Annotated in this window: 18 protein-coding genes and 2 pseudogenes; 10 read left to right on the top strand and 10 right to left on the bottom strand. The window is 53.4% G+C overall.

The genetic code is table 11. From position 1 onward, the window contains the following. The first annotated feature begins 1 nt into the window (after position 1). The gene (locus ACR0FE_RS16535; protein ID WP_480913988.1) at positions 2–892 is read left to right on the top strand and encodes a DUF2950 family protein; all 891 of its coding nucleotides are present in this window, start codon (positions 2–4) and stop codon (positions 890–892) included. 199 nt (positions 893–1,091) lie between these two features. Here ACR0FE_RS16535 and ACR0FE_RS16530 read toward each other — a convergent pair whose 3' ends face one another. After that, the gene (locus ACR0FE_RS16530) at positions 1,092–2,036 is read right to left on the bottom strand and encodes a hypothetical protein (protein ID WP_480913987.1); all 945 of its coding nucleotides are present in this window, start codon (positions 2,034–2,036) and stop codon (positions 1,092–1,094) included. 416 nt (positions 2,037–2,452) lie between these two features. Beyond that, complete coding sequence (locus tag ACR0FE_RS16525) at positions 2,453–2,872, bottom strand: hypothetical protein (protein ID WP_170615150.1); 420 nt, start codon at positions 2,870–2,872, stop codon at positions 2,453–2,455. Between the two features lie 449 nt (positions 2,873–3,321). Between ACR0FE_RS16525 and ACR0FE_RS16520 the strand changes: the two are divergent. Beyond that, positions 3,322–4,061, top strand: a pseudogene (locus ACR0FE_RS16520) (transposase family protein). On the opposite strand, the pseudogene ACR0FE_RS16515 reads toward ACR0FE_RS16520, so the two are convergent. Both ACR0FE_RS16515 and ACR0FE_RS16510 read right to left on the bottom strand, forming a co-directional pair. After that, positions 3,975–4,988, bottom strand: a pseudogene (locus tag ACR0FE_RS16515) (aromatic ring-hydroxylating oxygenase subunit alpha); the annotation flags it as partial. The pseudogenes ACR0FE_RS16520 and ACR0FE_RS16515 sit on opposite strands and share 87 nt — an antisense overlap. Before the next feature lie 43 nt (positions 4,989–5,031). Beyond that, on the bottom strand, positions 5,032–6,189 hold the full coding sequence (locus tag ACR0FE_RS16510; RefSeq protein WP_480913985.1) for an aromatic ring-hydroxylating oxygenase subunit alpha: 1,158 nt from the start codon (positions 6,187–6,189) through the stop codon (positions 5,032–5,034). 132 nt (positions 6,190–6,321) lie between these two features. On the opposite strand from ACR0FE_RS16510, the gene ACR0FE_RS16505 reads away from it, so the two are divergent. Then, positions 6,322–7,242, top strand: a complete 921-nt coding sequence (locus ACR0FE_RS16505; RefSeq protein WP_480913983.1) for a LysR substrate-binding domain-containing protein — start codon at positions 6,322–6,324, stop codon at positions 7,240–7,242. A 587-nt stretch (positions 7,243–7,829) separates the two neighbouring features. Here the strand turns inward: ACR0FE_RS16505 and ACR0FE_RS16500 are convergent. Continuing rightward, positions 7,830–8,141, bottom strand: coding sequence for an ankyrin repeat domain-containing protein (locus ACR0FE_RS16500; RefSeq protein WP_480913980.1), 312 nt, complete (start codon positions 8,139–8,141; stop codon positions 7,830–7,832). A gap of 367 nt (positions 8,142–8,508) precedes the next feature. On the opposite strand from ACR0FE_RS16500, the gene ACR0FE_RS16495 reads away from it, so the two are divergent. From ACR0FE_RS16495 to ACR0FE_RS16485, 3 genes are read left to right on the top strand one after another with little or no spacing between them, the layout of a single operon-like run. Further along, on the top strand, positions 8,509–10,434 hold the full coding sequence (locus tag ACR0FE_RS16495) for a DUF3604 domain-containing protein (RefSeq protein WP_170536419.1): 1,926 nt from the start codon (positions 8,509–8,511) through the stop codon (positions 10,432–10,434). A gap of 10 nt (positions 10,435–10,444) precedes the next feature. Then, positions 10,445–10,828, top strand: a complete 384-nt coding sequence (locus tag ACR0FE_RS16490) for a DUF4345 domain-containing protein (RefSeq protein ID WP_480913977.1) — start codon at positions 10,445–10,447, stop codon at positions 10,826–10,828. Next, complete coding sequence (locus tag ACR0FE_RS16485; protein ID WP_480913976.1) at positions 10,815–11,699, top strand: DUF302 domain-containing protein; 885 nt, start codon at positions 10,815–10,817, stop codon at positions 11,697–11,699. The genes ACR0FE_RS16490 and ACR0FE_RS16485 overlap by 14 nt, the downstream gene beginning before the upstream one ends. A gap of 138 nt (positions 11,700–11,837) precedes the next feature. Here ACR0FE_RS16485 and ACR0FE_RS16480 read toward each other — a convergent pair whose 3' ends face one another. Next, the gene (locus tag ACR0FE_RS16480) at positions 11,838–12,242 is read right to left on the bottom strand and encodes a DUF4345 domain-containing protein (protein WP_480913974.1); all 405 of its coding nucleotides are present in this window, start codon (positions 12,240–12,242) and stop codon (positions 11,838–11,840) included. Between the two features lie 28 nt (positions 12,243–12,270). Continuing rightward, positions 12,271–13,098 carry a Rossmann-fold NAD(P)-binding domain-containing protein gene (locus tag ACR0FE_RS16475; RefSeq protein ID WP_480913973.1) on the bottom strand — a complete coding sequence of 276 codons (828 nt, stop codon included), beginning with the start codon at positions 13,096–13,098 and terminating at the stop codon, positions 12,271–12,273. Between the two features lie 137 nt (positions 13,099–13,235). Between ACR0FE_RS16475 and ACR0FE_RS16470 the strand changes: the two genes are divergently transcribed. Then, positions 13,236–14,243: an AraC family transcriptional regulator gene (locus ACR0FE_RS16470; RefSeq protein WP_480913970.1), complete on the top strand. Its 1,008-nt coding sequence runs from the start codon at positions 13,236–13,238 to the stop codon at positions 14,241–14,243. Here the strand turns inward: ACR0FE_RS16470 and ACR0FE_RS16465 are convergent. Further along, positions 14,210–14,683 carry a GNAT family N-acetyltransferase gene (locus ACR0FE_RS16465; protein ID WP_480914232.1) on the bottom strand — a complete coding sequence of 158 codons (474 nt, stop codon included), beginning with the start codon at positions 14,681–14,683 and terminating at the stop codon, positions 14,210–14,212. The two genes, ACR0FE_RS16470 and ACR0FE_RS16465, sit on opposite strands and share 34 nt — an antisense overlap. Positions 14,684–14,749: 66 nt before the next feature. Beyond that, the gene (locus tag ACR0FE_RS16460; protein ID WP_480913968.1) at positions 14,750–15,487 is read right to left on the bottom strand and encodes a class I SAM-dependent methyltransferase; all 738 of its coding nucleotides are present in this window, start codon (positions 15,485–15,487) and stop codon (positions 14,750–14,752) included. A gap of 6 nt (positions 15,488–15,493) precedes the next feature. On the opposite strand from ACR0FE_RS16460, the gene ACR0FE_RS16455 reads away from it, so the two are divergent. Both ACR0FE_RS16455 and ACR0FE_RS16450 read left to right on the top strand, forming a co-directional pair. After that, complete coding sequence (locus tag ACR0FE_RS16455) at positions 15,494–16,393, top strand: LysR family transcriptional regulator (protein WP_480913966.1); 900 nt, start codon at positions 15,494–15,496, stop codon at positions 16,391–16,393. 275 nt (positions 16,394–16,668) lie between these two features. Beyond that, positions 16,669–17,040, top strand: a complete 372-nt coding sequence (locus tag ACR0FE_RS16450) for a hypothetical protein (protein ID WP_480913964.1) — start codon at positions 16,669–16,671, stop codon at positions 17,038–17,040. A gap of 55 nt (positions 17,041–17,095) precedes the next feature. Here ACR0FE_RS16450 and ACR0FE_RS16445 read toward each other — a convergent pair. Beyond that, positions 17,096–17,853, bottom strand: a protein-coding gene (locus ACR0FE_RS16445) for an IS5 family transposase (RefSeq protein WP_480913963.1) whose coding sequence is annotated in 2 segments (ribosomal slippage) — positions 17,096–17,532 and positions 17,532–17,853 — 759 coding nt in all. Because the reading frame shifts where the segments join, the coding sequence is not laid out codon by codon here. 213 nt (positions 17,854–18,066) lie between these two features. On the opposite strand from ACR0FE_RS16445, the gene ACR0FE_RS16440 reads away from it, so the two are divergent. Beyond that, positions 18,067–18,678 (top strand): VPLPA-CTERM sorting domain-containing protein, encoded by a 612-nt coding sequence (locus ACR0FE_RS16440; protein WP_480913960.1) that lies wholly within the window; start codon positions 18,067–18,069, stop codon positions 18,676–18,678. The last annotated feature ends 420 nt before the right edge of the window (positions 18,679–19,098 follow it).

The following is a 19,098-nucleotide window of genomic DNA, read 5'->3' as shown; positions in this document are numbered from 1 at the left end:
GATGCGTATATCGGTATTTTCAGTTGTTTTGCTCGCTGCGACCACAGGCTCCGCGCTTTCTGACGGCGCCCGATTTGATACTCCGCAAAGCGCGCTGGACGCGTTTGCAGATGCTCTGAAGGCCAATGATCAGAGTAAGTTGCTTGAGATTTTCGGACCTGAAGCCGAAGATTTGGTCGGATCGGGAGATCCGGCAGAAGACCAGCAAAGAAGGCAGGAAGTTCTTGGCATGTACGCCGAGGGCTACCGCTTTCAGCCCGAGGACGATGGGGTTGTTCTTCTCTTGGGTGAAGACAGTTGGCCCTTCCCGATCCCAATCCTGCGCGGGGAAGACGGCTGGCGTTTTGACCTGGAAGCCGGGATCGAAGAACTTTCGGCCCGGGAAATCGGTTTGAATGAGCTGGAAGTGATTGATTTGCTGGAGGCTTATGTCGATCTACAGGCGGCATTCCGGCTGGTGGATCACAACGGTGACGGCGTCATGGAATTTGCGCAGACGATCATTTCCGACCCGGGCGAGCGAAACGGACTTTTCTGGCCCGAAGATGACAGCTTTGTCGGCGCGGCACTTGCCCGAGCCGCCGCCTCGGGGTGGAGCGACGGTGAGACCGACTATGAGGCGGAACCATTCCTCGGCTATTACTTCACCATCCTTCACGAACAGGGGGCGAATGCGGCTGGTGGAGCCTACTCGTACTTTGTCGGGGATCGCTTCGTGGCCGGACATGCCTTGCTTGCAGTGCCTTCGGATTACGGAGAAACAGGCATCCATTCCTTCATCGTCGGTGAAAACGGTATCGTTTACGAGGCCGATTTCGGCCCCGAGACACTCGATGCCACTGCCGATATCAACATCTACGATCCCGGCCCGGACTGGTCGCCGGTTGAGTAGCAGCCGATCTCCGGCGCACTTCCCGCCGCAGCAAAGCGATTGGTAAGTGATGGTCGCCCAAAGTGGGCGACCATGCCGACCGGATGGCGTCAAGCGACGAGCCTGCTCCAACTGGACCATATCGAATAAACGGGAAAGGATCGCGCACTTCAGCGCTGTCCCGCGAAACCAATGTATCGGTGCCTTCGTCCCGCCCGCCTTACTTGCAGATCGGCAACTCCAATGGAGGTTGCTTGGGCAATGAGTCCCTCCATTGGTTTATGATGGGTTGGAGGCTGCGCTTGGGCCAGAACTTCGGAGCACCGATTGCCTGTAGACAGGCGGCGTTCCAGTAAACCCCTGCCCCAGACAACGATTTTCCCTTTTTGACCGCCTTTGCGACGGCGTTAATGTCTTTGCCTTCCGGATAGATGTAGAGGGTTGTCGGGTTCCCTTCCACCAGGGCCAGAATCTCTTTCGAGGCGGATTGCGACCATGTCGTGCACCCGTTGCTGCGGCCCCCGGTATAGTTCACGAGCCTTCCGTATGGGACATAGCCGTCATCATCCGCATGATAGCTTTGCGGATTTTTGAACCGGCATTGCCACTTCAGGAAAACGGCAGGATGTCCGCCAATTGCGCGCTCCCGTGCGTTGCTCGTTTCGCCTTCGCCATCAAACAAAAGAAACGTCCGATAGAACGGTTTCGTCTGACCGGAATGACTGTAATAGCCTTTGAATGATGTTCGTGTCTCGGCGGTCACGTAGGATCCGCCAGCGGTTAGTTTCGACCCCTCAGCGTTGCTGAAATTCTTCGCGCATTGCCGACCGTTCGAGAAATTGGCGCGCTGCAGTTTGCGCCCATTCCCGTAGCCGGACGAGACGGCCTGGAAAGATCTCCGAGACTCGCAGATGACATAAAACCGACGTCCCGGATTGCCGTTTCGCGCGGTACTGGGCCGGGTTGCATCCTTTGCAAGGTAGCAAGGGTTTCTGACCACGCCCTGCCGCACTTTTTCCTGATACAAATCCCGCGCCCTTTTCAGGACGATCGGAGCTATTTGGCCATCGCCCGTGCCCACATGCTTTTGCAACCAGGCGGGGATATCCGATGACAGTGCATTAACTCGATCAGGCAGCGAACCTGCCGAGACGGCAATTGTCATGAACGTGACTGCAAGACGGAGCGATATCGGTTTCAACGGAAAACCTCCTGCCAGAATGTCCTCGTGACCAACTTACCACAATTTTAGCGTGCAGGGATGTCTGTCGAAGGAACGACGGAGGGCGCCTGTTGCTGCAAATCCCACTTTTGCAATGAGGGGTCTCTTGGCAGTTCATTTTCCAAAACACTGAGGTTCATGCGTTGACGGCTACTGATCTGGAAGTGCCCGTCTAGAATTAAGTGCCGATTTCGTGGTTATGGCTTCACAGGCTTCGGAAACCGCCTTGGCGGCGCGGCTTGGCGAAAAGGGCGACAGAGTGACTTTGAGGCTGACCAAACTGCCTTGCCGCAATTTGAACGACATTCGAACCTGGCAAGTAGTTCTCTAATTAACCGTACGTCCTGAAAGCCAGTCGTTTAGTTGAGACGGTTTGCGGTGGCACTTCTTGCCACGTCGACCACACGGTCATCTCCAGACTGAATACAGCTGACCGGAACTTCGCCTCCCAGCTCACTTTTGGGCGAGGTCATCCACAACGCGCATTGCCACGGGGTCATTTCAACGGGCAGCGCCTTCAAAACATCTTCCATCAACGGAAACGGAGTACCATCTTCGGCAAACTGAAAAGATGGATACGCGTCAATACCTTCATATGGAACGGAGAAAACCTTTCCGCTTCGCTTCCAGATGTCGCCAATCCGCGTGACCAGCCGCGAGCCTGTCTTCCACTGCGCGTGTACCGCGCCCATGTCGAGCAAAGGGAACTTGCGGGAAAACTCATCCTTGCGGATGTCGCTGACAATACAGAACTGTTCTTCGAATTTGGCCAAGTACATCTGATTACACACAACACTAACAAATTCACACACGACAACACTGCCAGAACATCGCCCTCGCGAAAGTAAAATAGTTCACTTTCAAAAGTGCGTACTGATCTAAAGTCGCGCGAAGAAAGTTAAGCCACTGTAATTATTTCAACTTTCCGACAGATAAACCCTCAACCCGAAGACCAGAAAACCAGATTGGCCTTTCCGTTTACCTAGCATGCGGGCAACAATTCCTGTGAGAGCAGCAAATTGATTACAGTTAAGGGTGAAATTACACGGATCGGAACCACTCAGGTGCTGTGGGCTACTTCCCGCCTGCGTCGGAAACCATTATCCCGATGGCAAACAGGGCAATGGTTCACCAGGGTCAGGATGTATTTTTTTCCTGCGATGGGAGGTTCACGGTTCGAAAACCGAGCCGCGACACCAGCGACCTGAATTGGCTGACCATTGAGCAGATGGCCAAGCTCGCTCCTTATTTCCGGAAGTCACAGGGCAAGCCTCGGGTAGATGCCAAAAGCGTGATTGCCGAGATTATCTTCATCAATGGCGGCGGTTTGGGATGGCGGGACGATCCGGAATCCGACGGTCTGCAAAAGACCCATTGCAGCCGGTGGAAGCATTGGAACAAGACGGTGTTTTCGCCCGGAGGATGGCCGTTCTTGCCGCCGAGCACAGCAAAGAGAAGGCCGTCAAGATCGATAGGAACAGACGAACATCATGCGTTCAGCTGAGCCTGCGCAAGTATCTCAGGTCACTCCGTGCCGCGACGAGCATGGTCGCGCAATAAAGGTTAGTCGCCGGATCGGGAGAACCAAAGGCGGCTTGAATACCAAGCTTGATGCCATTTGCGACAGCCATAGGCGCCCGCTCAACCTGTTCGTTGCCGACGGGGCAGATCAGCGATCAAATCGGTGCTCGGGTCCTGATCAGTTGCCCACCAAATGTGGACCGTCTGCTCGGAGATCGCCACCACGACGACGACAGGTTCCGAGATATGTTGAAAGACACAGGTATATCCACTGGCCTCCATTTTTTATCATGCAGGGAATTGTCGCGACAGGTAACGGTAAAAATCCCATATGGTTCCTTCATAGTCGCTTGGCGCGAGGTGGCCGGAAGGCGCATGGCGCGAACTGAGCGCCGATTGCATTTTCTCCAGCTTCTCGCGATCCTCGCGATTTACCTCGTGCCATAGCTTGATGCGTTCTTCCAACTCATCCTGGGTCAGCTCGTCGCCATAGGTCGACATCGTCCATCTCACCCGGATGCAATCCACGGACAAAGGTTTGATGGACAAAGAAACTAGCAATGTCGCGGCCTGGCTGGCCACCTGAGCGGGGAATACATTGAACAAGGTCGAGCGGCGCCGTTCGTCGTCGCTCAGACCTGGCGCGCCCATGCCACGGGATTCGGCGCTTGATGGGTAGTTGGCACAATAAGCCGTGAACGTGTCGTCGGATAAGGCCTTTCGGCTTAAACCCGTCGGCGTGTAGGGATGCAACGTTTCCGGATGCACGACCGAAAGGTGGTACGCTTCCATGAAATTCTCGACAAGGCACTTCCAGTTCGTGTGCCAGTCTTCTTCAAACGTTGCAACATGGCGCATCCTGTCCGTCTGATAGTTGCCAAGCAGAACTTCCAGTTGCTCAAGTCGCGGCGCCAGCGGCTCTGCATCATCGTCCAGATTGACATAGATAAAGCCGTTCCACTGCTCACAGCGAAATTCCGGTAAGGCGCAACTGCCCTTTTTGACGCCTTTGTCACGCATACGCGGCGCGTTCAAAAGCTCACCGTCTCGCGCATAGCTCCAGGCATGATAGCTGCAGACAAACTTTCGGGTTGAACCAGACCCTTCGGCAATCGGCATGCCCCGATGGCGGCACAGGTTCGACAAGATTCTGACTTGCTCGTCATCCCCGCGAACGACCAGCAGGGGTTCGTCGAAAAGCTGCGCTGTAAAGTAGTCCCCGGCACTTGGGATTTCGTCGGCACGGCCAAGGCAATGCCACTCCTTGCTCAGGAATGTTTTCACCTCGAAATCAAAGAACTCGGGGTCCGTGTAAAACCATCCGGGCAAGCACTGCGCTTGCGACTCTGGCAGGGCCGCGACCTGATGGAGCATTCCCACCATCTCAGCAACCCGCTGCTTTCGAACCATTTGCATTTTACTGCGCGGCCTCCTGTCCGAAGACGCGGTTGAACCCGGCCGTCTTCTCGGCCAGATACTGCGTGAAGTCGTAGATCGGTCGTTCGAGGTAAGAGAGATGTCCGGCCCGCGCCGCGCCGGAATTCAGACCTTTGAACACTTTTTCCGTACAGCCGCGGTCTTCGTCATTCACGTCATCCAACAGCTTCTTCAGTGTCGCGATATATTCATCCGCCTTCGGGTCCGCCATGAATTCGGGTGACAAACCGCCGCCATAGGCAATCGAGACCTGGCCCGTGCCTTTCGGGTGCAGCGAAAGATACCAGAAGTATCCCGGCGTCAGAGTGATCAGGTGACTTGGGTAAAGCGTCAGCAGAGCGGTGGTCTTGCGCCAATCGCCCTCAAGGCGCGTGTTGTTCGGATGGGCGTTGCCCATCGGCAGCGACGCCTCTTTGGTGATCCAGTGATAATTGAAATGTTTCAGGCCCGGCGGACAATCCATTTCCTCCAGTTTGGAATGACCGCCAACCGTCTGGGCGTGACACACAGGCAGGTGGTAGCTCTCCATGAAGTTTTCGGCCAGAACCTTCCAGTTCGTGTCCCAGACATGGGTCTCGCGGAAGCACTCGACATAGTTCTCCATTCCGTACTGGGACACCATCTCTTCCAGTTCGGACAGTTGCTGCGCCACAGGGGCCGAGTCCGGGTTCAGGGTCACGTAAATCCAGCCCAGCCATTCCTCGCAGCGGATTTTGGGGAGCTTGTAGCTTTCCTTGCAAAAACCCGTCGTCTCTTTCATGAACGGTGCGCCGCGCAGGTTGCCTTCCAGATCGTAGGTCCAGGCATGATACGGGCAGACCAGAACGCGGGCGTTCCCTTCGCCTTCCACGATCGTCGACATGCGGTGCAGACAGACATTCGAAAACGCTTTCAGCTCTTTGGACTTGTCCCGAAGCACGACGATGGGTTGTTCCGCGACTTCAAGGGCGATGTAGTCACCCGGATTTGCCAGTCGGCTGGAACGTCCAACGCAGACCCAGTCCTTGCCAAAAACATTGTCCAACTCACTGCGCAGGAAATCCTGACTTGTGTAGACAGAAGGAGGCATGGCAACCGCGTCTTCCATCGGCCGATGAGCGGCATTCAACAATTCAGTAACTGCCTGGTCTAACGACATAGGTGGCTCCTCAATCATGCGGTGACCCCGATTTGCAGGCCAAGACAGCCTGTCAACCTCGGACGATTTCATGTTGCACTCGAACTGAAAAATATAAAAACTTAAAAAAGATGGCCTTTAAGAAGGTAATATATGGTTCGCTTCACTTTGCGCCAATGCACCTATTTTCGAACCGTCGCCGAATACGGCGGCATTGCACAGGCCGCGCGTGTGCTGAACATTTCGCAGCCTTCGGTCGCGCAGGCGATACAAAAGCTTGAAGATGTCACCGGTTTGGTCCTGTTCAATCGCCACCATGCTCGGGGCTTGTCGCTCACGCTTCAGGGGCGCCTGTTTCTGGAACATGTCAAGGAACTTGAAGCGCAGGCTGAACGTGTCGGCACTCAGGCAAAGGCACTGCTTTCGGAAACGGCGGGCGAACTTCGGCTGGGCGCATTTCGGACCCTTTCACCCTTTTTCCTTCCCACGCTCATTCGAAAATTTCAACGCACCTATCCGGATGTCCGGGTGTTTCAACAAGAGTATGGTCTGGCTGAACTTGGTGATGCGCTGCGAAACGGAGAGATTGATCTGGCTCTGACATACGACCGGGGCTGGTCACTGGATGGGCTGGAGATCGTCAGACTGGCCGCTTTGCAGCCGAAAGTTATTATTTCTTCAAATCATCCGCTGGCACAAAATGAAGAGGTTCGATTATCTGACTTGCGCGATATTCCATATGTCATGTTCGACGGGCCAGGCAGTCGGACCTATTTCGAAGATTTGCTGAGAGAGGCGGCCCTCTATCCAGACATAGCCTATGCATCAAATTCGCTTGAAACCGTGCGCAGCGCCGTAGCTGAGGAGTTCGGATTTTCGTTTTTGATAATGCTGCCCGAGTCGACGACGACATATAGCGGAGGCACGATAAAAGCGCTGCAGTTGGTCGAAACCCTGCGTCCCCTAAACGTTGTACTTGCGTATCACAGAGATCTTCAGAGCAAGTTCATCATGGGTTTTAAGGCACTTGCGAGTGAGCACTTTGGTGGCCGTTCTGAGGACCAAACTGAATGAGAAAAGTGTTGTAACCTCCAGCTGGGTGTCAGGCCCTTTGGCACAGTGGGTATAAGCCTCCGCAACTAAACTGGTCCACCGCTATGTTTAGAATACGGAGGACCAAGAACGGCAAACCAGCGGTTGAAGCCCGAAGAGATTACCTTGAAGTTGCAGCAGGTTGAGGTGTTGATGGCGCCAGGTATGACCTGCCTGGATGCGATCAGACAGATCGGCGTCGTTGAATAGACTTGCCTCAACCACTTGCCGGAGAGGGATTCGATCAGTGTTGCAGCCCGATCATCGTTACTTGCTGCCATTGGTGTGTTCATAATGAAAAAGAAAGTCGGGAAAACCACTGAAACCCGCCTCGCTCCTTTTCATCAGATAACACAGTTTTCTAACCACACGGTTCAAACGCGACCACCTGTTTCTCTTGTTCTTTCAGTTCCAGCACCCACTGACGAAACTGTCTTTTTGCTAACGGCGTGATCTGTCTGGACACCATATTGGCCGCGCGCGGCGCCTTTGCGAACTCGGCTACCGATCCTGACCAACCAGCCGCTCCGGCGCCAGCTTTCAACGGTGCCCACTGAACGAGGTACCGCTCACCATCGAGCAACCCTGCTCACTGATGGAACGGCCGCAATCGTGACCAAGTCGCTGGCCTGACCGTCAAGCGCATTCATATCGGCGCGCTTCTCGCCTAGCGCACGCAATGCCTCGTCCTCTGAAGCAAAGGCTGCCACATGGGCTGGTGTGCGGCCTTGCGAGTCCCTCGCGGTGACATTTGTCCCCGCTGCCACGAGCTGCCGGAACATTTCGTCATCATCGGTATGAGCGGCTGCGAAGAGACCGATGAACGATCTTTCCCAGCTCTTCGTTACACAACCTTTGCAAATCTTAGCAAACCTTAACATGTCAGATGTCTTTGAAGACACTTTGGTGTAACCGCAAGACAAACCGGTTCAGTGGTTCATATGCGACCCATACTTGAATAGTGCACCCGGACATCGTGGGCCTTTACGAATGACATGGATGATGCCGCTAGGAGCGCGGTGGTCATCGACACGCCCTATCCATGAGCCGCATCGCAGAAAGAAAAGCGGTCGTTCATTCACTGCGCAGCGAATTTTCGGGTGCCGATGTCCGAGTTGCGGACAATTCAGACATCCGAAAACATATACTTTTGGATAGCGAGCGAGACCTTTGATCTGTTGATCCCAGCGTCGCATTACGGGTAGGCTTTTTCAGAGTTTGCCTAATGAAACGTTTTGGGGGATCAGGATGTTCAGACAAATTACACTAGCCCTTCTGGCAATTACCGTTTCTCCGAGTTTTGCGCTTGGTCAAGATATTGGGCCCGCGGAAGAAGACGTTTCGGGACCACCACAAAACTATTCACCGTTCATCGAACGTACAGTCAAAAATCGTGGCCTCGCAGAGGGCCTTTATTGGGGCGACACCCACCTTCATACGATGTTTTCGACAGATGCCGGAATGATTGGAAATACACTCACGCCGGTTGATGCCTATCGGTTTGCAATGGGTGAAGAAGTGATCACTTCGTCAGGTCAGAGACTGCGCATTGACCGCCCCCTCGATTTTCTAGTGGTATCTGATCATGCTGAAAACCTTGGGTTGCCAGTGATGCTAGCGGAGGCAAACAGAGATCTGCTCGCGACTGAGTACGGACAGCGCCTGTATGACCTCGTGCAAGCCGGTGAAGGCTACGCGGCTTTTCAGCTTTGGGGCAATGACGGTGTGGCACAGAACCGCGACATTATCGACAATCCCAAACTCGATCGTACTATTTGGGACCGGCAGATCGAACTCGCGGATCAGTATAATGACCCGGGAAATTTCACAGCGTTCATTGGGTTTGAGTGGACGTCTATCAATAATCGGGAAACGCCATCCAACCTTCACCGTGTCGTGCTCTTCAAAGAGGACGGGCGAAAAGCCAGCCAAGTGACGCCGTTTTCCGCGTATGACAGCCCCGATCCGGAAGATTTGTGGGCCTACATGCAAAGTTACGAAGACCTGACGGGAGGCTCGGTCATGGCGATCCCGCACAATGGCAACCTGTCCAATGGTCTGATGTTTGCCACTGAGCGTTTGAACGGAGAACCGATTGATGCGGAGTATGCGGAAACACGTATGCGGTGGGAGCCTATAATCGAAGTAACGCAAATCAAAGGCGATGGAGAGGCTCACCCTGCGTTGTCACCGGATGATGAGTTCGCCGACTACGGCACCTGGGACAAAGGCGATATCGGCGGATTTAAACCAAAAATGCCTGAGATGCTGCCTTATGAGTATGCGCGGTCAGCGTTGCAGGTCGGCATGCAACAAAAACAGAAACTTGGCATCAATCCATTCAAATTTGGCCAGATTGGAGCTACCGACGCGCATACCGCAGTGTCCACGACACGGGATGATAACTTCTGGGGGAAGATGCCATCGTCTGAACCTTCACCCGATCGGTGGAAGCATTACGTGATCCAATCATTTAATGGTGACGAAACGCTGTCTACATTCGAATATGAGGCTCTCGCTTCCGGTCTCGCAGGGGTTTGGGCGCGGGAGAATACGCGTTCGGCCATCTTCGATGCCATGCAGGCAAAGGAAGTATATGCCACTACCGGCACCCGGATAGCAGTCCGTTTCTTTGGGGGATGGGATTTCGAAGGCGAAGATGTATTCCGTCCAAATGTCGTCGACATCGGTTATTCCCGCGGAGTTCCCATGGGGGGAGATCTTCCGTCAAAAGGCGAGGCTACCTCTCCTGTGTTTATGCTCGGCGCACTTAAGGATGTGAGCGCGGCCAATCTGGATCGCGTGCAGATCATCAAAGGCTGGATTGACGCAGAAGGAGCAAGGCAAGAACGCATCTATGATGTTGCTGTATCGGATGGACGCGAAATCGGTGAGGACGGACGCGCCCGGCGACCTGTCGGCTCTACAGTGGACGAGGCTAACGCGACCTACACGAACTCCATCGGAGCCGCCGAACTACGAGGTGTGTGGACTGACCCCGACTTTGATCCTGCTCTTCCAGCGTATTACTATGCGCGGGTGCTCGAAATTCCAACGCCAACATGGCAGGCACATGACGAGAAGTTCTATGGCATGAAGATGGACGCTGATGTTCCGCGTTCGCATCAGGAGCGGGCATATACGTCACCTATCTGGTACACACCAGAGCAATAGGAAGGCGAAAATGGCTGACCGTACACTGCTGCTCCTAGCAGCATTTGGCCTCGTGCCGATCGCACTATCTTACGGCCTCGTACCGTCTGCATCTGTAACATACCTACTCGGCTTCCCAGTGGAAGGAACGAACCAAACGCATGTGTTCCGCGCCATAATGGGGCTGTATCTAGCAAACGCCGTTTTTTGGCTGATTGCAGCAGGAAAACCGGAGTTGCAGCGCCCCGCGCTCTGGGTACTTTTTCTGTTTATGGTGGGGCTTGCTGCCGGGCGCGCGCTGAGCATCATAGTGGATGGCATGCCAGGGTTCGTTCTATTGTTCTATCTTTTGGCCGAATTGGTTTTCGGTACGTTGGCCTTTCTTTCGTTGCGAAGAAAAGATGAAATCACTTGAGGTTGTTATGACTGTAATTCGAACCGCGCATCGCCCGTTCGCGGGAATATCTCTAATATTTGTTACCGCGATGATGGCGCAGGCGTCATCCGTGCAAGAAGCGGTGGACAAAAATTTTACATCGATTGAGATCGCCATCGAGGATGCTGGATTGGCCTCCATTGCCTCGATTGACCACGCCCGGCTTGCGGCTGCTGAGGGCGTAGAGATGCCGCCTTCGCGTGTTCAGATATTCTCGGACCCTGAAATCAACACACCCATTTTGAAAGAAAACATACGAGCGGGGCTCGACTTACCATTCCGCGTTCTGTCTTTTGCACAGGATAGTACTGCTAAAGTTGCTCATACAGGTTCAGATTTTCTTCAAGTCCGCCATGGGCTCAGCGACAAGTCCGCACTCGATACGTTCTCGCAAAGACTAGCAGAAGTAACGCGAGCCGCCGGCGGCGATGCGGCACCAATAGATGGTCTCAGCAGGGACTATGGTGTCATCGAGTTGACGTCCGCACTCAGTGTTGCCGAAGCGGTCGAAAACCTCACCAACATCGTAATGGCGCAAGACGATACTGTCTGGTTCGGTGAAATTGACTTTAGAGCGGAAGCTGCGACGCAGGGTGTTGAACTGCCTGAAGCGGTTCTTTTGCTCTTCGGCGGACCTGGGCCCGGTGGCGTAGCGATGGCCGAGTTCCCGGCAATCGGCCTTGATGCATTTTGCCAAAAGTTGCTGGTTTATCCGGGCAATGACGGTGGCTCAGTCGTAATTTTCAATGATATTGCTGCCTTTGCCGAGCTTCATTATGGCTCATCAGGCAAACCGCACCACGCGCTGAATGAAAGGCTTACAGCTACTTTTCAGAAAGCCCTTCAGTAAAGCAGAACGCGCATCACAAAATCGATGTGATTGCGGCAGTGCTGAACTGATATTTCTTTCAAAACTGAGGTCCGCTTTGGGCTCGATGCAGACGTTCAGTGAATTCCACTAAATTTCTGCAATGCGGACAAAGCCGTCTCAGGCCGGCGCTGCAGATTTCGCATTTCCACCGACAACCCACAAACACAACACCGCAAGCAAAACCTCTATCGCAAATGCGGCAAGAATGTTTTCGGATGGCCAACCATCGAGGACGAAACTGATTGTCCTGCCCACGGCGAAAGCTGCGAAAACCGTAGCCCCAAGCAATGCTGAGGCCTGGACCAACTTTTGATAAAATGCTCCGCACAAAATGATCAGACCAAGTACCGCGAGATTGGCAGCAGGTGCACGCAACTCACTCATCAGGTTTGGCTGCGGCGAGAGTACGATGCCGTAGTTGGCGTAGAAAGACTGTGGGTCCAGAGTGATGGCCAGACCTATGGCGAATGCAGTTAATCCGGACATGCCCAAGATAAGTCTGCCTCTAAGTTCAAGTTTCATGTTTGTCTCCAATGTCCTTTGGCCTGGCTCAAGCGGCTTTGGTCCACGCGCCAGACATTTCAGCTTTGTTTGCGAAGTCAGCGAAGTCGCGTGGCGCGCGTCCAAGCGCACGCTGGACCCCGTCTGCGAGTTTCGCATTGCGCCCGTCCAGCGTTTCACGCGCGATGTCCGTAATCACATCAGCAATCATCTCGCCATTCGCACGCGCGATTTCCGCGTGGAAGTTTTCGAATGAAATTGGCAGGTATTGCACAGTCCTGCCCATGGCGCGCGAAAGCTCTGCGGCCATGTCTGCAAACGTCATTAGACGGGGGCCGGTGACCTCGTACAGCTCACCGGTATGTCCGTCTTCGGTCAGTGATGCTACGGCAACATCGGCAATGTCGTCTACGTCGATGATTGGTTCGCGTACATCGCCGGCGGGCATCGGCAAGACACCTGCCATGACCGGATCAAGCAATGCCCCTTCAGAGAAGTTTTGTGCAAACCATGCTGCACGAACGATAGTGAACGGAACTCCGGAATTGCGTACGACTGCTTCCGCTCGTTCCGCATGAAACTCGCCACGCCCGGTTAGCAGCACAACACGCCGTAATCCCTTTTCACGAGCCAATGCTGTGAAGGCTTCTACTTGCTCAACCGCGCCTGGAATAGCGATGTCAGGAAAGTAAGAAATATAGGCAGACGAGACGCCTTCCAGGATTGCGGGCCAGGTCTGCGGTTGTTCCCAGTCAAATGGCGTTTCACTGTTTCGCGATGCGCGCCGGACTGTCTGCCCTTTTTCTTCCAGACGTGTCGCGATCCGCGATCCGGTTTTGCCTGTTGCGCCAAGTACAAGAATGGTTTGCTTTATCATTGGTCATCTCCATGAGTTCACTTGATGGCCCGAAATTAGGCAATCAATAGAGATGTTCTATTCTTCAAAATCCGATATTCTTATTCGATCGTCCAAAGTAGGTAGACGGAGAGCTAAATTTCAGCCAAGGTCCGCACATGAACAAGGTTGAACCGCATGTCCCTGACCCAGATGCACTGGCACGGCCGATCGGCGATCCGCTGGGGGAAATCCTCCATTTGCTGAAATTGACAGGTACATTCTATTGCCAATCTCGCATGACTGCACCATGGGGCGTATCGATACCGGGATTTCCCGGCGTACTGAGCTTTGCGGTCATCACACACGGGCGGTGCTTGATGAAGGTCGGTGAGGATGACCCGTTCGAGGTCGAAAAAGGCGATCTGGTCTTGATGACCAACGGAGCACCTGTAGGTTTCTTTAGCTCAGAAGACACGCCGCTTTTGACGCTGGAGGAGTTGCCCATTCGCAAGGTAACCGAGCTTTATGAAACACTGGAATACGGCGGCGGCGGCGCGGAGACGGGCATCATGTACGGCTTGGTCCGAATACATCACGCCGCCAGTGATATGTTGATGCGCTTGCTTCCGGATGTACTCAAAATCGACCCGTGGGAGGAGGACGCCGGAAGCTGGTTACAGGCAACCTTACAATTCATCGCAAAAGAGGCGCGGGAATTGAGACCGGGCGGCGAAACCGTGATCACGCGACTGGCCGATGTGGTTGTCATCGAGGCCATTCGTCGTTGGCTGAACAGCGCACCCGATGCAGATCGAGGCTGGTTAAAAGCTGCGCGAGAACCGCAGATCGGTCGCACGATAGTCGCAATTCACCGTACGCCTGCTGCGGCTTGGACGGTCGAGTCTCTCGCGGAGGTTGCTGGTATGTCCAGATCTGCTTTCGCGGCACGGTTTACTGAGTTGGTAGGCGTTCCAGCAATCCAGTATCTTGCAACGTGGCGTATGCACCTGGCCAGCGAGAGGTTGGTGTCCACCGATCAACCTATCTCGCAGATTGCCGCTGACATCGGATACTTGTCAGAGCCTGCGTTCAACAAGGCCTTCAAACGGGTATTTGGCGCACCACCGGGAAAAATCAGGAAGAACGGAGTTCACTCCGTATCCAAGCGAAACTTTAGAAACTGAGCCCCTTCGTATTCGATCTCGCCGATGTGTTTGGCACCGAGTTTCCGGAGCGCACCCAGATTTTTTCTACTTGGTGGCAGCAGAAACGTGACAAAGGGGATACGTTTGTCAGCAATCGCAAAGCCGATTGCCATTTTGGAAATCCGTTTCCCAAGGCCAAAGGCGTCGGGCCGCAAAACCACCCCAAAATCCCACTCGTCTTCTTCTTTTTGAAAGCCCCCTAAACCAACATACTGACCGCCTGACAAAAACGCCCAATGTCCAAGACCGTCCCGTGCCCGGTAGCCTTCCTTCTTGGCAATAAACTCTCTTGCGACGTCAACATTCCATTTGAACGTCAAAAGCGGCATATGCTCTGCTACCCGGGGGTCGGACGTATGAACCGCAATGTCATTCGGATCGATTTCCGAAAGGCGTGCAAGTGAAATCCCATCTTTCATCATTATACTCATTTGATGGCACGAGCTGTCCCTTGCATGCAAAGTAATTATGGCGCGAATACTGTTTCACAGCTTTCTCGCGACAATGTACCGGCTCGGCAATAACCCGGCTTGATCCGCAGTCTCGACGATATCGAAGCCCGCAAGTTCAATGGCTTGCTGGAGTTCAGCTACAGATACAATATTTACGAACGGAGCTTTCCCGAGCACCTGCATGATCGGGATCGCTATTCGCCTGATTATGCCATATTTGAACCCTCCACTCTCTGGAGCGCAAACGGTCTTTGAAATGAACACCCCACCGGGTTTTGTAAGGGTCGCAATGTGTTCGAGTGCATGGCCCATATCGGGTACAAGGTGCAGTAGATTATGTGCGAGGACAGCGTCGTAAGAACCGTCGTTAGGATCGTGCTGCAGAACCTCGGCCACTTTGAACGTTACATTCTCCAGCTCTTCTTCAGCGAGTTTCTCGTTGGCGATTTCGATCATCCCCGGTGCGAGATCGGAGGCAGTGACTTGAGCCACATGTGGTGCCAGTAGCAACGCGGTTGACCCCGTCCCACACCCGATTTCCAGCACGCCGTCTTCGGCTTTCAGGTAGGACTTTGTACGTTTGAGCGTGTTCAGATACCCTTCCATATTTCGGATAGGATCAGCCGCATATTTGCGCGAAATCCTGCTCCAAAATGCGGCATCTTTGGACAATGCAGCCATATCGTTTCTCTTTTCCTTTGGTGTCACCGCAGCCAATATCTTAAAACGCTGATTTATTAAATTGCCAGATATTGCAGAACTGTTATGCATTAATGCATGAATTGGAAGGCTATCAATTTCGATTGGAACCAGGCTCGGTCCTTTCTTGCAACGGCAGAAGAAGGCTCGTTTTCCGCCGCGGCGCGCGTGCTTGAGCAGACCCAGCCAACCGTCGGTCGTCAGGTCGCCGCGCTGGAACAGGCGCTTGGCGTCACCTTGTTTGAAAGGGTTGGCAAGTCGCTTAATCTGACAACAGCCGGTGCTGAGCTTTTGGTGCATGTCAGTGAAATGGCAAATGTCGCGAACAGAATTTCTCTGACCGCAACAAGCCAGTCGCAAGCAGTTGAAGGGCAAGTCAGGATCACTGCTTCCGACGTGATGTCAGCCTATCAGCTACCGCCTATTCTCAAACAGATCAGGCTCGCGGCACCGCAGCTTGAGATCGACGTTGTCGCAGCAAATGACATACGAGACATACAGCGGCGCGAGGCAGATATCGCAATTCGGCATGTGTGCCCGACACAGCCGGACCTGATTGCAAAGCTCGTGGCAGAAGCGTCGGCACATTTTTACGCTGCCCCTTCATATCTCGAACAGGTTGGGCGACCACGAAATGAAGACGAACTTACTAAGTTGGATTTCGTCGGCTTTGGCGATGTTGACACGATAATTGGATTTCTCAATCCGGCTGGCATCGAAGTAACCCGCAAGAATTTTCGGATTGGATCGCAGAGCGGGATGGTGTCATGGGAGCTTGTGCGCCAAGGCTTCGGCATTAGTGTTATGTCAGACGATGTGGCGGCCCTTACACCCGGTGTGGAGCGTGTTCTGCCCGAACGCGAGCCATTCAAATTTCCTATCTGGTTGGCCACACACTCTGAGTTACAAACAGCGCGTAGGATCAGGTTGGTTTTTGATCAGCTTGCAGACCATCTCGGCTCGCGGACAATTTATTGAACTTGAGTTGGTCCGGTGTCGTGAACTGGAGTCTGCTTCGGGCTCTATGCAGTCGTTCGCCATACTCCGCGTGAACGACTGCTAAGCGGGCCATACAGACTTAGAATGTCTCTGTCGCTACGCGGTACGCGCGTCTAAACGGCAACTTGTATGCAGCGGACGCGCAATTTGTCGTGAAACTTGACGGCTGTTTTTGTCGAATTAACATCAAAAAAATAACAAAAACTAAGGCGCTTCTCCGAGTGTATTTTGCCAAAACTTCTGAAGGAAAATCCATGAAGAACCCTCTCCGAACTGTCTCACCTTTCGGCTTGTCGTTGATAGCTGCCGCTTTAATTAACGTACCCTTTGGCGCAGAGGCGCGCGATGTTGGGAACCGAGGCGCAGATAGGGCACAGGATCGCGTGGATAGTAGAAGTGATCGGATTGACGGCGATGCACGCGACGCTGTTCGGGATGCAGGCGAGAAGGTCGGAGACGAAGTTCGTGACGAACTGGAGGAAGAAGCTGACGATGTGCGCGATGAGCTCGAAGAAGAGATCGATGCGGAGCGCGATGACCTTGAAGACGAGGCCGAGGAATTGCGCGAAGAGCTAGAGGGCGAGGCTGACGAAGCTCGTGACGAATTAAAGAAAGAAATCGATTGATCTTCGAAGTTCTTTGGCGTTCGCTATTTGGGCAAATGTTTCTTAGTTTCAGGCCTCATAGCCAATAGATGACGAGAGTTGCGAGGGCGATTGCTGAGAGGAAGACCTTCGGGCACCTGTCGTAACGGGTTGCCACACGCCGCCAATCCTTGAGCCTGCTAAACATGATCTCGATCCGTTTGCTTCGTTTGTATCGGTGCTTGTCGTACTTCACCGTTGTCTTGCGCTGCTTCCGACCGGGGATACAAGCGCGTATCCCTTTGTCTTGTAACGCTTCTCGGAACCAATCGGCATCGTTTCCGCGATCTCCGAGTAGCCAATCGACATTCGGTATGCCGTTGAACAGAGCCCGAGCACCGATGTAGTTGCTGACCTGTCCTGCGGTCATAAACAGGTTCAGCGGGCGTCCCTGACTGTCGCAGATGGCGTGCAGTTTGGTGTTCATGCCGCCCTTGGTTCGGCCAATCAGGCGTCCACGCCCCCCTTTTTGACGCCCATGCTGGTCGCTGTCCGGTGAGCCTTCAGATAGGTCGCGTCGATCATCACAGTCTTCTGTTCGCCGTGCTCGGCGGCCAGGCCAGCCATCATTCGCGCGAAGATGCCCTTGTCGCTCCACCGTTTCCATCGATTGTACAGCGTCTTGTGCGGTCCATAGGCAGCAGGGGCATACCGCCACCGCAAACCATTGCGATTGATAAAGATAATCCCGCTCAACACACGCCTGTCATCGACGCGCGGCTTGCCGTCGGGCTTCGGGAAGAAGGGCTCCAGACGCGCCATTTGCGCATCCGTAAGCCAGAAGAGGTCACACATGTTCACCGCTCGTTTTTGAACCGTGAATCAGGCCGCAAAACGGAAATCAGTGGGTCCTGACCCTTGTATATTATTCGCCATTTGGAAACAAACCGTTTCCATAAATTATGCAAATTAAGTCAATGATTTAATCCCATGGTCGCAGACTTGAAAAAATTCAATTTCAGAACAGTTAGTGCTACAAAATTGGTGTTGTCGTGGGGGATGTGATTCATGAAGTTGTTTGCTGGTGCTTTTTCCAGGGTCCTTGCGACTACTATATCGTTGATGCTTTCAGTCACAGCATCAAATGCACTGACTGTGAACATTGTCGATCAATCGTCGGCTTCATTCTCCGTGAAGTGTAACTCCTGCGTCGGAATTCTTGAAGACGGAAGTTTGGATTCGATGTTTTCTCACGGGCTGTCTATTGGAAGCGCAAATGAGGCAAATATCGCATCCTATCTAACCAACATCGGGTATTCGAGCGTTTCCTCGGATGTAATCAAATTTGATTTAGGTGGAGGTGGCCTTGGTGGTACCGGAAACAGCGAAAACTACTCGTTCAATGTGTCCAAAGGGTTGTTTTTTGTTAAGTACGGTACAGCTACCGCATTCTTCCTGTCTTCTGCGTCTGATACGGTTAGTTTCACAAAGTCCGGAAGGGGTCCATTTGCGCTTAGTAACTACGGCACGGTTGGGCCTGCGCCAGTGCCACTACCTGCAAGCATTCTTTTGCTCATTGGTGCAGTTGGAACGCTTGGTGCCATGAGGTGGCGGAGCATGAGAATATCTCGCAGTTGCTCAACTGTTTCACCAAGAACGGCGGCCCCGGCAGTCATCTAGACAAGACCAAAGTTGCGCATAAGCCCTGTGCTGGGCAAAGTAGACATCTAATCAGCCGCTGCCGAACATTGTCGAGAGACCGCTCCTTCAAACAGGCGGTTTTCTTTGAAAGCAGTGAATGTGCTACTTGAGCGTTCAGTCAACCATTACACGCGTAACCAACTAGAGTGCCCCATTTGATTTAGACCACCGTTATGTTTGAGAAACGGAGGACCGAAAATGGCGAACAAGAGACATAGGCCGGAAGAAATAGTTCAGAAGCTGCGGCAAGTTGATGTGCTTGTCGGCCAGGGAATGATGCGTGTAGATGCGATCCGCGAGGTTCGCATTGTCTTAGCCCCGTAAAACTGTGCCACTATTTTGGTGTCACGGAAGGGATGATGGATGGCTCGGAAGCGGTATTCGGATGAAGATGCGTTG

The sequence above is a fragment of the Ruegeria sp. K7 genome, from assembly GCF_056531785.1.
The sequence above is the reverse complement of the archived record's forward strand: the minus strand, read 5'-3'. Positions and strand labels throughout refer to the sequence as shown.